This is a genomic window from Lysinibacillus sp. fkY74-1 (assembly GCF_053165895.1).
In genome coordinates this window covers 1,560,721-1,574,482 of record NZ_CP170173.1, presented here as the reverse complement: position 1 = coordinate 1,574,482, position 13,762 = coordinate 1,560,721, and the positions used below count along the sequence as shown (strand labels likewise).

At 37.7% G+C, this 13,762-nt stretch carries 8 protein-coding genes and 1 other RNA gene; all 9 read right to left on the bottom strand.

The window, feature by feature from the left end; all coding sequences use genetic code 11:
* Positions 1–74: 74 nt before the first annotated feature.
* Positions 75–653, bottom strand: coding sequence for an ANTAR domain-containing response regulator (locus tag ACE1MS_RS07395; protein WP_031419416.1), 579 nt, complete (start codon positions 651–653; stop codon positions 75–77).
* A complete protein-coding gene (locus ACE1MS_RS07390) occupies positions 646–2,052 on the bottom strand; it encodes a sensor histidine kinase (protein WP_230584368.1) in 1,407 nt (468 codons plus the stop codon). The genes ACE1MS_RS07395 and ACE1MS_RS07390 overlap by 8 nt, the downstream gene beginning before the upstream one ends.
* A 281-nt stretch (positions 2,053–2,333) precedes the next feature.
* The gene (locus tag ACE1MS_RS07385; RefSeq protein ID WP_012293759.1) at positions 2,334–4,241 is read right to left on the bottom strand and encodes an ATP-dependent DNA helicase; all 1,908 of its coding nucleotides are present in this window, start codon (positions 4,239–4,241) and stop codon (positions 2,334–2,336) included.
* An 85-nt stretch (positions 4,242–4,326) separates the two neighbouring features.
* A complete protein-coding gene (locus tag ACE1MS_RS07380; protein WP_012293758.1) occupies positions 4,327–5,463 on the bottom strand; it encodes a THUMP domain-containing class I SAM-dependent RNA methyltransferase in 1,137 nt (378 codons plus the stop codon).
* Positions 5,464–5,466: 3 nt separating this feature from the next.
* On the bottom strand, positions 5,467–7,212 hold the full coding sequence (locus tag ACE1MS_RS07375; protein ID WP_012293757.1) for a putative bifunctional diguanylate cyclase/phosphodiesterase: 1,746 nt from the start codon (positions 7,210–7,212) through the stop codon (positions 5,467–5,469).
* Between the two features lie 492 nt (positions 7,213–7,704).
* An RNA gene (gene rnpB, locus ACE1MS_RS07370) (RNase P RNA component class B) lies at positions 7,705–8,084 on the bottom strand.
* A gap of 60 nt (positions 8,085–8,144) precedes the next feature.
* The gene (gene gpsB / locus ACE1MS_RS07365; RefSeq protein ID WP_031419413.1) at positions 8,145–8,441 is read right to left on the bottom strand and encodes a cell division regulator GpsB; all 297 of its coding nucleotides are present in this window, start codon (positions 8,439–8,441) and stop codon (positions 8,145–8,147) included.
* Between the two features lie 120 nt (positions 8,442–8,561).
* On the bottom strand, positions 8,562–9,812 hold the full coding sequence (locus tag ACE1MS_RS07360; protein WP_447402801.1) for a ribonuclease H-like domain-containing protein: 1,251 nt from the start codon (positions 9,810–9,812) through the stop codon (positions 8,562–8,564).
* Between the two features lie 286 nt (positions 9,813–10,098).
* Complete coding sequence (locus ACE1MS_RS07355) at positions 10,099–13,749, bottom strand: S-layer homology domain-containing protein (protein ID WP_447402800.1); 3,651 nt, start codon at positions 13,747–13,749, stop codon at positions 10,099–10,101.
* Positions 13,750–13,762: the final 13 nt, after the last annotated feature.

Here is a 13,762-nt window from a genome sequence, read left to right as displayed (position 1 = left end):
CCCTTTATGATTAATAAATTTTTTATATAAAAAAAGGCACTTTAAAGAAGAAATCTCTTTAAAGCGCCTTTGCTTCAACTATTGACTTGTAAGTTTATAATAATTTGCTCCGCAATATGCACCATTTCTTGTTGTGTTTGCATGCTTTCATTGCGAATTTTGCGATAAGCCTCGTCCTCGCTTATATTTTCAGCCTGCATCAGCAATCCTTTAGCTCGTTCAATGATTTTTCGCTTATCCAATTGTGTTTGCTTATGTAAAATCTCCCCATTGAGACGATTGAACTTATCAATTTGATGAAAAGCAACCTCTAACACAGGCAACACATTCTTTTCGGAAAACGGTTTCATAACATATCCTAATATATTATCCTGCTTCATGTATAGTAATAATTCTTTTTCACTATATGCCGAGATGAAGAGAACAGGTATGCCAAGCTGTTGTTCAATAATCTTACTTGCCTTTAAACCATCTAGTTTAGGCATTTTAATATCCATTAAAATTAATTGTGGTTTATGCAAAAAGGCTAGCTCAATGGCGGTTTCTCCATTATTAGCTTGAGCTACGACTTCGTAACCATTATCCTCTAGCATAAACTTCAAATCAATCGCAATCAATGATTCATCTTCGACAATCATAACTTTCCTAGTCATTTACGATAAATACCTCCTCACTTACAGGAAACTGAATTTGAGTATGTGTACCTTCTTCACTAGGGATAATTGAAAATGAGCCAGCTAAATCATATTCCACAAGCCTTGTGATAATTTCCATGCCAAATGATGCCTTCACCTCTTGCATTCCAACGCCGTTGTCAGAAATATGAAGTGATATACTTGAAGCCTCCTGCATGAAATGAATATCAATGGCTCCTTCATCGCGACCAACAAAAGCATACTTTAATGCATTTTGTAGTAGCTCACAAATAATGAGTGCAAGGGATACTGCCTTTTTCGAATGGCAAAATAATTGCAAATGATCGTGATGAAATGCTAGTTGAATAGTTGCTGTATTGGACGTGCCAATCATTTTATGTCCAATTTTTTTAGCCAATGCAATAACGTCTACTTTTTCTTCAGCGTTATCCTCATTTTCTAAAATAAGCTCATATACAGATGAAATGCTATATATTCGATTTAACGCCTCCTGAAAAGCACTTGCATTGACAGCAGACAATTCATTGCGCATTTGCAAACGCAACAGACTTGTCACTGTTTGAAGATTATTTTTCACACGGTGGTGAATTTCTCGTATCGCAAATGTTTTCATCATAAGTTCATTTTCTTTCAGCTTTAACTCTGTTAGATCATGAATAATGAGAAGTGTGACCTTGTCACTATGACTGCGAATTGGAATTTTCTTCACGATAAAGGATTTACGTTCAATTGTAATTTCTAGGAAAAAGACATCATCGCCTTTATCATAGACCTCCTGTAAAAACGGTAAGATTTTATCCAATGCAACATTGTCAAAGTTTTCTAATCCCGAAAGTTCCGAAATAAAATGATAGCCAGCGGGATTACTGTAGATTACTTTGTTCTCGTGATTGGTAAGAATAATTGACTCTACAAGTAAATCAGAAACAACTGGTATCGGTTGAGAATTAGGTTCTACAATATGTTCAATTAATGCAAAAGGCATATTTTGAAAGTCATCTTTTGGTGTCGTTTGCATCTTCACCATCTTTTCCTGAATCAATACAGCAATTACTCGCTGTTGTTCATTGAAGATCGGAATCACATTTTGTTCGACTGTAATGCCTTCTTGTGTAACGGCTCTGGAAATCGATGATTTTTCTTTTTGCTTAAACGCAGTGAATACAGCTGGTTCAAAACTTTCAAAAACAAATTTTCCAATTACCGATTTTTCATATAAACCTTTTTCCTTTTTAGGGAACGCTTCTGCCACGACAATTGCATGTGATAAATTATCCATCATACAATCTATGAACATATAACAATCAGTAAGCTCTGCATAATACTTTAGCGTCGCTTCTATTTCTATTAACTTGTCAATATCCGTTGCCGATAGATTGGTATAGTTTCTACACAATGATTGAATGTTCGACAGGTTAAAGCCCCCTATCACTGAATAATCAACAATCAGTTTGACTATTCTTAAAAATTCTTGTCATTATTATAAACCTTTTGTGAAATTATTTTCAATACAAAAAATATTTTCTTTCATCAAAATTCGTTGCATTACAAAGAACTATATAGCTTAAAAGAGAAATATTCAACAGTTTTTTATTATTACATTATACAGCAACAGAAAAATAATTATTTTAATATATCAAAAAAGAGAGCTTGCTGATTCAGCAAACTCTCTTTTTTCTACTTTATTTCAGGTGCAACAGCTAATATATTTTCAAAGGCTGCGCGTTGTTTTTGTTCTTCCTCATTCAACAAAATATGAATATCACCATGATCGTTTGACGTCCTAATTAAACGACCCATTCCTTGCTGCAAGCGTAATTGCATAAACGGTAACTCCACTTCTTCAAATGGATTTTCAGCAAACGTACGCTTCGCATCAAATAACGGATCCTTTGGAGGAAACGGTAAATCATAAATAATAACACGTGTTAATGCTTCTTCAGGTAAATCTAAGCCTTCCCATAAATGATATGAGCATAATGTTTTAACGGTTCCCTGCTGGAAATCTCGAACAATGGCTGATAGCTCTCGATCACCTTCGAATGCGACATGCATACGCTCCATTAATGGCAATTCTGCTTTAAATTTTAACATGGCTTGCTTGGATTTAAATAGAATTAATGTTTGCTCACCATCTCGCAGTAATTGCTGTACACGTGCGGTTTTATCGTGTTGATGAAGCTCATGTAAATAGATTTTCATTACTTCCTCATAATCAAATGGCGAAGGGACTGAAAATGATTGGGACTCTCGAATACCTAAACTATACGCGATATAAGAAAAGTCTTTATTGACGGATAAAGTGGCAGACGAAAAAACGATTGGAAGCTTTTTAGAGAATAGTTTTTCTGCTAAAACTTCTGTTATCAATCGAGGCATTATCACCAACGTTTCCTCACCGTCTGTTTCCTCAAGCCAATCCACTGCATCTCCTTGTGCTATGAAAATACGTAAAGAAGCCTCATATTGTTCTAAATATTCTTCTGCCATATTTAACTCATATTCAGGAATCATATACATTTCAGATTCAAAAACAAATTCCTCCATCAATACTTCCACATCATTTATTAATTGTTTGCCATAAGCAAGCAATGTTTTGGATTTATTGATACGTTTACGATCCTCATCAGAAGCAACGATATCATCACGAAGTTGATCAAAAAATAGCTCGTGATCATCTTGTAATTTTTCCATGGCATACAATGTCCGTTCTCGTACACCATCCACCATTAATCGCTCTAAAAGTTGGACAATTGTTGTTGCCTGTACTTTATAAGTCATAGCCTTTTGCGCAGCGTATTCTAACAGATGTCCTTCATCTAAAACCATCATAGATACTTCTGGCAGTAAGGCAAGCTGTCCTTCACGCTCACGAGATTCCTTGGTAGCTAAATGTTCCATTAAAAAGTCTTGGGAACAAATAACTAGATCCGTTGATTTGCGGTAATGGGAACGATGCAAAGTTTGCCCACAACGATTACGGAGATCACAAACAGAACATTGCATAATCGAGTTGTAATTAACTTTTTGCCAATCCTCATCACTGACAGTTGGATAATTACTACGTTCTCCATATGGATGAATAGCAATCATGGAACCTTGGGCATACACACCATCCGGAATGGAGAACGAAATATCATCGATCCATTCATCTGATTCAACTTTTTCAGCTTCCTCAAAGCGTTTTAAGCATAAATATTGGTCCCGTGATTTGGCTAAGCGAACATCAATTTCCAGACCAAGCGTTTTTTGTAGCTTATAGATGTCTCCGCCCTCTTTAACGAGCTGATCGATTAATGTTTCATCAGCACATGCAATAAGTGCCGGTTTCCCTGTATAGCGTGCATAAGAAATAGCCGGAAGTAAATAGGCTATTGTTTTCCCAGTTCCAACACCCGCTTCTGCAAAGAGTACGTTTTTTTCTTTTAGCGCCTGTTCTATTTGATAAGCCATAAAGATTTGCTCATCACGACATTCAAAGCCTTTTTCAGGCAATTCATCATAAAGGACGTCACCCATCCAGTCACCTAGTGAATCGAAAAATGATCGGTCCTTTGATAATGCAAATGGTAAAGATTTACGCAATTGATGTTCCCCCTCTTACTATCTGGTGCTATTATACGCGACGAAACGGAAGATAAGAAAAAATCTTATCTTCCGTTACTATTCGTTAATCTCTTTTAGACTTTTGTCCCCAGAACTGATAATAATTTGTTTCGATAAACCCATTAAATAATTTCCGTTTTTTCGTCGCTTGGCGTCCATATAATTCTTCAAAATTTTTCATGGAGGATAGCATATATACAGACCAGGTTGGATAGTTTTTCATAACTTTTCCTAAATCACGGATAACCTGTTCTACAACGTCCACATCACCAATACGTTCTCCGTATGGTGGGTTACCGATCATGACACCATCTGTTAACTGAGTCGTGAAATCACGTGCTTGCATTTGCTTAAATGTAATCAGCTCTCCAAATCCTGCTTCTGTAGCATTTTCTTGTGCAATGCTTACCATGCGATGGTCAATATCAGAACCTACTATTTCTAACGGTTGGTCATAATTGGCCAAACTTTCTGCCTCATCTCGGACTGCATCCCAGATTTGCGCTTTCATCCATGGCCAGTCTTCAGAAATAAACTCACGATTATAGCCTGGTGCTATATTTTGTCCAAACATGGCTGCCTCTAAAGCAATTGTCCCCGAACCACAGAATGGATCAACAAACGGACGATTTGGATTCCACTTTGAAATTTGTATAAGTGCAGCCGCTAATGTTTCTTTTAACGGCGCCTCCCCTTGTGCTTGACGATAGCCACGTTTATGAAGACCAGCGCCTGATGTATCAATCGTTAGTGTCGCCACATCTTTTAAAATCGAAACCTCAATTTTGTAAGTGGCACCTGATTCATCTAAAAAGCCAAGTCGCTTATAATGCTGCTTCATTCGTTCAACAATCGCTTTTTTAGTAATAGCTTGGCAATCCGGCACACTAAATAATTTCGATTTAACCGATTTCCCTGAAACAGGAAAGGCAGCATCCACAGGTAAATATTTTTCCCAAGGTAAAGCTTTTACACTTTCAAATAATTGTTCAAATGATTTTGCAGGGAATTGTCCAACGACAATTTTGACACGATCGGCTACTCGTAGCCACAGATTAGCACGCGCAATCGCTGTTTCATCACCCTGAAAATATACTTTACCATTGTCAACTGTTGTTTCATAACCAAGTGCTTTTACTTCTTGGGCTACAATTGCCTCTAAACCCATTGCTGAAGTTGCTACTAATTGATAATTTGCCATAGATTATTTCCTTCCTTGATGCTCAATTTCCCAATATTCCATAAACTCCATGAGGTCGTTTAATGGTAATGGTTTGCTGTAATAATAGCCCTGAATAATATCACAGTTCATTTTACGTAGTATATCCACTTGTTGTGCCTGTTCTACACCTTCTGCCACAACTTTCATTTTTAGGCGATGGGACATTTGAATAATAGCATCTACAACTGCCTGTTTTTCATCGAGCGAGCCAATATGTTGAATAAAGCTTCGATCAATTTTTAAACAATCGAGTGGAAAGCGCACTAAATAGCTCAAGGACGAATAACCTGTCCCAAAATCATCTATGGAGATTTTAAAGCCTAATTGTTTCAAACGAACTAACTTACTAACAGTTTCGTTAGCACTATTCATCACTGTTCGTTCCGTCACTTCTATTTCAAAATTGTTTGCTGGCATATTATAGCGTTCTAATATTGTTTGTATCGAATCTAAAAAATTATGCTGTTTAAAGTGAATGCTTGATATGTTAATGGCCACTGGTATTTTCCACCCATATTTTTGCATTTGAATAACTGCCTCGCACGCCTTTTCCAGAATGACTTCACTTAAAGGTATTATTAACCCTGTTTCCTCTGCATAAGGAATAAACTCTCCAGGTGAGACAAAGCCAAGTCTTTCATTATTCCAGCGGACCAATGCCTCTAACCCCTGAATTTGTTCATTGTCCATACAAATTTTCGGTTGGAAATGCAGTTCAAACTCACGATTATCAATGGCTCTTCTTAACTCTGAATCTAGCAATAAGACACGCTGTGCATCTGTTTGCAGCTCATCAAAATAAAAAGAATAGCCGTTCAATCCATTCTTCTTAGAGTAAGTCATGGCTCTATCAGCACAATTAATCAGTTCTTCTGTATTTCTTCCATCTACTGGATAGACACTAACGCCAATACTTGTAGAAATAAAAACTTCCTGACCGTTTATCATCATTGGCTTTTCTATATTACTTATTATTTGTTCAGCAAATTTTGCAGCTTCTTTTACATTTTTTACATTCGTTAATGTAATGACGAATTCATCTCCGCCATATCTTGCAATAATATCTTTGTTTTTCAGTAACTGTTTTAGTCGTTTGGCAACTTCTATTAAAATTGAATCTCCAACAGCATGACCCAATGTATCATTAATTTGCTTAAATCTATCCAAATCTAAAAAATAGACCGCATGCTGTACTGAATGAGAAATAGCAGAAGTTGATTCTAAAAGATTATCCATTCTCTCGATATAAGCAAAACGATTAGATACTTCTGTTAAGGAATCAGTCAGTAAACGTTTTTCTAATTCGTTTTCTACTATTTTTCTTTCAGACAAATCTGTGAAAATACCACAATAATTTGTAACCTTCCCCTCATCGTTGGTTACACAAACAATTGTTAACCATTCAGGATATACGTCTCCAGTTTTACGACGATTCCATATTTCTCCTTGCCAAATTCCTTCTTGTCGTATCTGTTCCCACATTTCTAAATAGAACGGTAATTCATGTACACCTGATTGTAAAACGGCAGGTGTTTTTCCAACCACATCATCACGTTTATAACCCGTGACAAATTCAAAGGCAGGATTAACCATCACTATTTTTTTGTATTCATCAGTAATCATGATACCTTCAGATACATTTTCGAAGATTTTAAGTATTAAGGCAGTAGGATATTGAGAAATCAACTTCAATTTATCCATACCTTCCCAATTATTTACTCCGTTCATGTTCCGCCCCATCCTATCTCTCTATACTCCCCTTTAAAGGGCACTTACGCCAGGCCAACTCGTATGTAAATCAATGACACCCCAAAAAGATGGTGTACAGTTTTTCGAGTAACTCGTAAACTCGTCTTAAAAACCTGTGACATCCTTAGAGGTTTGAACTTGATTCAGCAGTCGTCCTATCACCACCTGAATGGAAAAGAAAATGTGCAAACTCTCGCTACTATAGAGTAGAGTCAAGTGTATCTAACATTTTGCTAGGTACCAAAACTTTTGCTGAATCAAGATAAATACACATTGATGCAATCACCGTTTTCAGATATTGTGACTTAGAAGCGGTAGCGATAGAGGCTAGGCTAGCAAGTAGCCATTCTCAAACGTATCGCGCATACCAAGACTTGATTAACTAGGTTACTTTTTCCTCATAAACTCAAAAGAAAAGCTCTCCACCGAGTTGGAGAGCGCTTGTTATTTCATAAATAAGCATCAAAAAAATTCCATAAGCCATGTTTTGTTCCTGAGTACTCAAACAGCTTGCGCCTCGTACAACCAGGTAGTAATCATCTATCTACAGAGCTAGCTCTGTCCCTCTATCCGTTCAATTCCTTCTAGAGAGTGCCCCTACCATAATTTGGGTTTCTCACTCGTGGGGTTTACCTCGTTCCACCTTGCAAGTTTCCAAGCAAGCTTCGTCACTGTGGCACTTTCAGGAAGTGTCAACCATATCCAAGAACTTAGGTTTTCCTTCCGCCGTCAGCTTTAACAGCTGCCTTACCTTATTTTTTCAGTAAGCACGAACACTACGGACATCTCAGTACCGTGTGAGCATGGACTTTCCTCTACGACGTCTAGCGCCGCAGCGATTACCAGAATTTCATGATGATACGAAAGATTATACTAGAGTTTTATGTTAAATACAATATAATTGACTAAAATTATTCGTATAGCTTGCTACCAAATACATGTTTTTCTAAATTTGAAAGACGTTTTAAAATATCAAAATTTGTTGTACCAGCTGCTGCAGAAGCAACCGGTTGTCTCTTTGGTGTACTATCAATTTCTTCTTTTAACTGTCTATTTTCTTCACGTAGTTGGGCCATCACTTTTTCAAACGTTTCATAGTCTTGAATTATTTCATCAAGGAATGAATCTACTTCTTCCACATTATAGCCTTTAAAGTTCTTTTTAAATTCCTTTTCAAGGATCATTTTTGACGTTAATTTAATGTCCATTCACATCGCCCTTCCTCACACTACATACACGAATACATTATAGCATACTTCATCACATTATATCGTCTGAAAACTCCAATTGTAAGCTAAACTTGTCGTTTTATGCGATTACCTGGGAAATTATTTCTTATTTCCTAATCTGAGCAACCTCTTTTCCCAAGAAATTACCCATTTTTGTTTTTGTTCTGCTCTCCATTGCTCATTCCTTTGAATGAGATGTATGCCTTGTTGCGTATAATAAAGGGCCTGCTTATAATCTTTCATTTGGTGCTCATAAAGTATGGCTAGCTGCTCAAGGACATGCAACTTTGTTCTTGCTTCAACAAAATGGAGAGAGGCTACAAACGCATCTATAGCTTTACTGTAGCGTTTACTCTTTTTGTGCTGTAGTGCTAAATAATAGTGCGCATTACCCGCTTCCAGCGCATCAAATTGCGTAGTCACCCTTTCTAACACCTTAACACTTTGTGTGCTTTCTTTTAAATCACCATACCATTTCCCAATGTTGGTAAAGGTTTTTGCAGATTCTTCATGCCCCTCTTCAAACAAGAGCTGAGTGGAGTGACTATAAAGCGTGATAAGCGACAGTAAATCCCACTCATTGTGAAGCAAAACCTTCATAAGAGCATCTGGTCCGCCACTTTTCACAGCATCTAAATAAATAATTGGCGCAAGATGACCAGGAATATCTCCCTTCCGAGAGAAACCAAGCTTCTCTTCCTCCACAGATTTTAATTTTAAGCGCTCCATATCATTTTTCCATAAACGCTTCGAACTATGCAATAAATCAATTTGTCGTTGTGATCGTAATTTTGGTAATGTTTTTTGATGCAGTGTCCAGCGAGTTTCAAGCTGCGGCCAATCAAAACTTTTACCATTATATGTGATGACTGTTGCAGATTTTTGCCACAGTTTCGATTCAAACAAAAATGCCGCCTCATGTGCAGGGTCTGCTAGAATATATTGTGTCAAACTAAAACATTCTTCGTCTACCTCTAAAAAACCAAGTAAAAAAATATGTGTGCCCACACCTTTTAAGCCTGTCGTTTCCGTATCAAAAAATAATACAGGCTCATGTAAGTCCAGTGCATATGGATGATCAAATGAAGCATCCTGCCATTTTTTCAAAGCATCAAAAAATGACTGTAGCCGATAATGACCATGCTGAAAAGAAAATGGATACTGTACATGGCGCTTAAATACAATACCAAAGTCATTTTCCACAACCTTAAGCCCAGCCTCTTCCCATCGCTTGGTATAGCTTGGTTTGACTGGTTTCTGAAAAGCTGGTTCCTCTACCTTTTGTTGAGCTACCGCTGGTTTTTTACTAAGCATTTTTTTCATTTGTAGTATTTTATTCTCGTAAGACATGTAGTTCACTCATTTTCTGCTTATAATATAAGACTCTCTTGCAAGATTACCACGATTGCTTGACTCATTCAAAATTTTCTTCACAGGAAATTCTTACTTAATATTTCTTTAATGGCATCTGAACAAATTCAATACGCTGTGCAGTAATTATTATAATGTCTTACCAATAGTTTCTCTCTTCTATCTGAAATTAAGGGTGATGACGAGTTCCAGTTTGTCCGTGCAATTTTTCATATACAAAAAAACAGACCAAGGCTCTCTCTCCCTAGTCTGCTTTTGCTATTTGTTATTTTGAAAGTTTTTCATTACCATCTTGATCGATAACATACGTATGAGTTTTGGCCGCTTCTTCAATTTCTTCAAACGCCCAGTGTGTTTCTTTAACATCCTGGAAACTTGGTGATGTTACACCTTGTAGTGGACCACGCTCTAACATGCGATTCATCATCACTATTGCTTGAGCACGGGTTACAGGTTCGTTTGGCGCAAAACTACCGTCTGATTGACCATTGATGATACCTGCTGTACGTATCGCCTCTATAATCCACTGTGCCCAATGACCTTTTGTATCCTTGAATGTAATATTTTGATTCTCTTCAATGTGAAGTTGCTTAAAGTTTGCCACTACAGTTGCCATTTCCGCACGTGTAATGTTATCACTTGCACGGAAATTACCATAGATATCCCCATTCATAATGCCCCGCTCTTTGATAAAGGCAATGGGACCCGCTGCATAATAATCACTTGGAATATCCCGGAATAATGGTGTTGTGTCCACTGTACCATCTGTATAGCCTAGTATACGGGCAATCATCGTTGCCACTTGCCCCCGCGTTACATTTTTTTCAGGACCAAATGTACCATCAAGGAATCCATTAATATAGGCTTCATGTTTATTTACTTCTAAAGGTGGTTTTGTCCTATTCACCTGAATGATGGTAAACGTACTGAACTTCTCAACGGTAAAACGAAGACCTAGCTCCCCCTTCACCATTGTTACAACTTCAGGAAGAACCACTTTTTTCTCTCCATCAGAGTGTTCAATAAACATAGCTAATTGCTTAAGAAACGCCTTACGCTCTACTATATTTACTGGGATTTTCACGCCTTTTAATGGCAAAGTTACGTGCACAGGACGATTTGGCATATTAGTCTCAATGGTCATTGGACGCGCCACTACATGCACATTATTGCTTTCAAGAGCTTCATGTACTACGCGCTCTACACGGGCACGTTCTTCAATGGCTTGACGCTCACTATTCTTTTTAACTGGTACTAAGCGGAAATAGAAATTATCTTCTATCCCCTTCATTGAGCTATGTGGAATTGTAACAAGTCCATTCTCTGTAGCAATTTCCAGCGATAATCCGTTTTCACGTAGTAATTGTAGAGATTGCTTTGGAACTTCTACTGTTACTTTATCTATTTCATCATTAACATCAGGGAGAACAATACGAACAATGTTATTGTCAATTTGCTTCGCTTTTTCAATGGCTGCCTTGGCACTCGATTCAGTTAAAGCTACGAAATCTGTAATTTCACCATTGGCATGTTTTGTGCGTTCAATCTCAATCGTAGTTTTTTCCAGTGGGTTATCACCATCTATTTCTAGACCAACTTGAATTTTCGTTGATGTTGTTGGTGAACTTGGTGAGCTTGGTGTTGGCACCGGTATGGTTGGCTGACCTGGGGCAGTAGGAGCTACTGGTGTCACCACATTTGATGCCATAGATTCTCCACTATTTCCAGCAATGTTAGTTGCTAACACTTTAAATGTATAGGCTGTCCCGTTGGTTAATCCCGTTACTATGATTGGACTTAACGTCCCTATTTTCGCTAACATCGGCTGCTCCACTCCGCCTACATAAACTTTAACTGTATATCCAGTAATCGTACTACCTCCATTATTGGTCGGGACATCAAAGCTTACCCTTACATAACTATCACCTGGCGTTGCCAATACATTCGTTGGCACATCTGGAGCTGTTACTGAATTTGCTTGGACTTCTTGCGTAACTGTAAACGTCACTGGTGTTAGGTTTGTCGCGCTTACCGTTACCGTTGCTGTATAGGTTCCTACCGCCAAGCCATCCTTTGCCCTCACGGTAAATATTGTATTACCCGCACTTGGTAAGCTCGTCGCTGATGGTTGCGTAATATCAAAATCATCCGCATTAGCACCACTTATCGCTACCGATACATTCGCTAAACTACCTGTTCCTGTATTTGCGATTGTTAACGTTTTTGTTTCTTGAGTGCCGCTTGTGTATCCAGCTGTTAGTGCTGGGAACATTTGATTACTGATTGTATCAATTGTATATGTTGGTGCTGCTCTAGTAACTGTAATCGTATAAATTTTTGTTGTTTGATTTTGTGCAGTTACAATAATAGTAATGGTGTTTAATCCGACATTTAAGGCAATATCCTTACCAATTCCACTTGTGACAGCTGCCCCATTCAGCGTTAGCGTTGCATAACTATCAGCTAATGTCGGTGTAACCTGAATATTTCCTACATTACTAGCTACATTTGCAGTGTAATCTGTCGTACCTGAAGCAAAGGCTGGACTTAACGTTCCTGTTGAAAGGGTTAAGTTGCTTAAGTCTGCATTATTGCTTAATGACCCTGTTGTAAAGGTTTGATCACTTCCATAGCTTGTACCTATAGAGTTTGTCGCATATGCTCTGTAATGGTACGTCTTATTTGGATTTAACCCACTTAGGTCAGCAGTAAAAGTACCTGTTGTCCCTGTTATCGTTATTTTACTATTACTGGTCGTCGGATTGGCAGTCGTTGCATAAACAATTCCTCTTTCTGTAACTATCGCTCCACCATCAGCTGTAACATCCCCACCAACCGTTGCACCTGTTGTTGTCACATTAGATGGGATAGTATTTGTAGTTACAGTTGGAGCATTAGCAGGAATAGAGGTCGTCACCGACTTCATTGTATAAGCACTTTTATTGCCTGCAGCATCTTTTACAATGACATTAAAATAATATGTCGTACTTGGTAATAACCCCGTCACATTAAATACTTCTAAATCTTTTGAAAATCCAGTTCCTAATGCTAAACCATTTACTTCGATATCACTAACAGTATCCATATTATTACTGCTAGATTGATAGACTCGATACTCTAAATCGCCCTGTAGTGTCACATCGTCTGTTGCCTTTTCCCACCCAAGCGTTACACCTGTTGTACTGACATTTGAAGATGTAATTGTTTTGTTTGATATTGTAGGAGTTTGAGTATCAGAAAAACTGTCGCTCACATTGGCAATTGTTATATTATCAAAGTTTAAGTTTGATGGCTCTGTATTTGGATCATTAGTAGGGAAATCAAATTGCCACGTAATTTCTAAGGATTCAGCACCATTGTAATCAAATTCATTACCATTATTTAAGAGAGTACTTAATTGATGGATCATTCCATTCCCAGAGATCTCCTTATTAGCAATTGAGTGAGAGCCTAACGTAGCTCCATTCGTATCTTTTACAACTAAGGAAAGCTTACTAAATGTGAGTTTAGGAAGATCTGGAACAATACTTATCCCTAAGTCTTTAAACGTGAATGTTTTACATATATTCCCTCCCTCTGCTTTAATAATCAGAGTTTCCTGAGCCTTAGGTGTATAATTTTGTGTATACAATTGTGATGTTGCTGGATCAACTGCAAAACCGTTGCTTATTATAAACTTATCCGAAAAGGTTGAAAATCCTGCACCCGCACTGTTATCACCACTGACAGATCCACCGAAATCATATGTACCATCAGCAGTTCCATTCACCGCAGCCTCTACCTCTATGGCAGGGATATAGCCAATCGATGCCATCATTAAAATTAAGACTATTAAAATACGGACATAAAATCTCATTTTTTTACGGACCATTTTAATCCCATTCCTGCCATTTTTGAAAGCCTGCGATCGATTCATAGTTCCACCCCTT

What these genes read in the sequence shown, in the direction of transcription:
- ACE1MS_RS07395 (WP_031419416.1), bottom strand. Translation starts at nt 653, where the DNA reads ATGACTAGGAAAGTTATGATTGTCGAAGATGAATCATTGATTGCGATT.
- ACE1MS_RS07380 (WP_012293758.1), bottom strand. Translation starts at nt 5,463, where the DNA reads ATGGCAAATTATCAATTAGTAGCAACTTCAGCAATGGGTTTAGAGGCA.
- ACE1MS_RS07375 (WP_012293757.1), bottom strand. Translation starts at nt 7,212, where the DNA reads ATGAACGGAGTAAATAATTGGGAAGGTATGGATAAATTGAAGTTGATT.
- gpsB (WP_031419413.1), bottom strand. Translation starts at nt 8,441, where the DNA reads ATGGACATTAAATTAACGTCAAAAATGATCCTTGAAAAGGAATTTAAA.
- ACE1MS_RS07360 (WP_447402801.1), bottom strand. Translation starts at nt 9,812, where the DNA reads ATGTCTTACGAGAATAAAATACTACAAATGAAAAAAATGCTTAGTAAA.
- ACE1MS_RS07355 (WP_447402800.1), bottom strand. Translation starts at nt 13,749, where the DNA reads ATGAATCGATCGCAGGCTTTCAAAAATGGCAGGAATGGGATTAAAATG.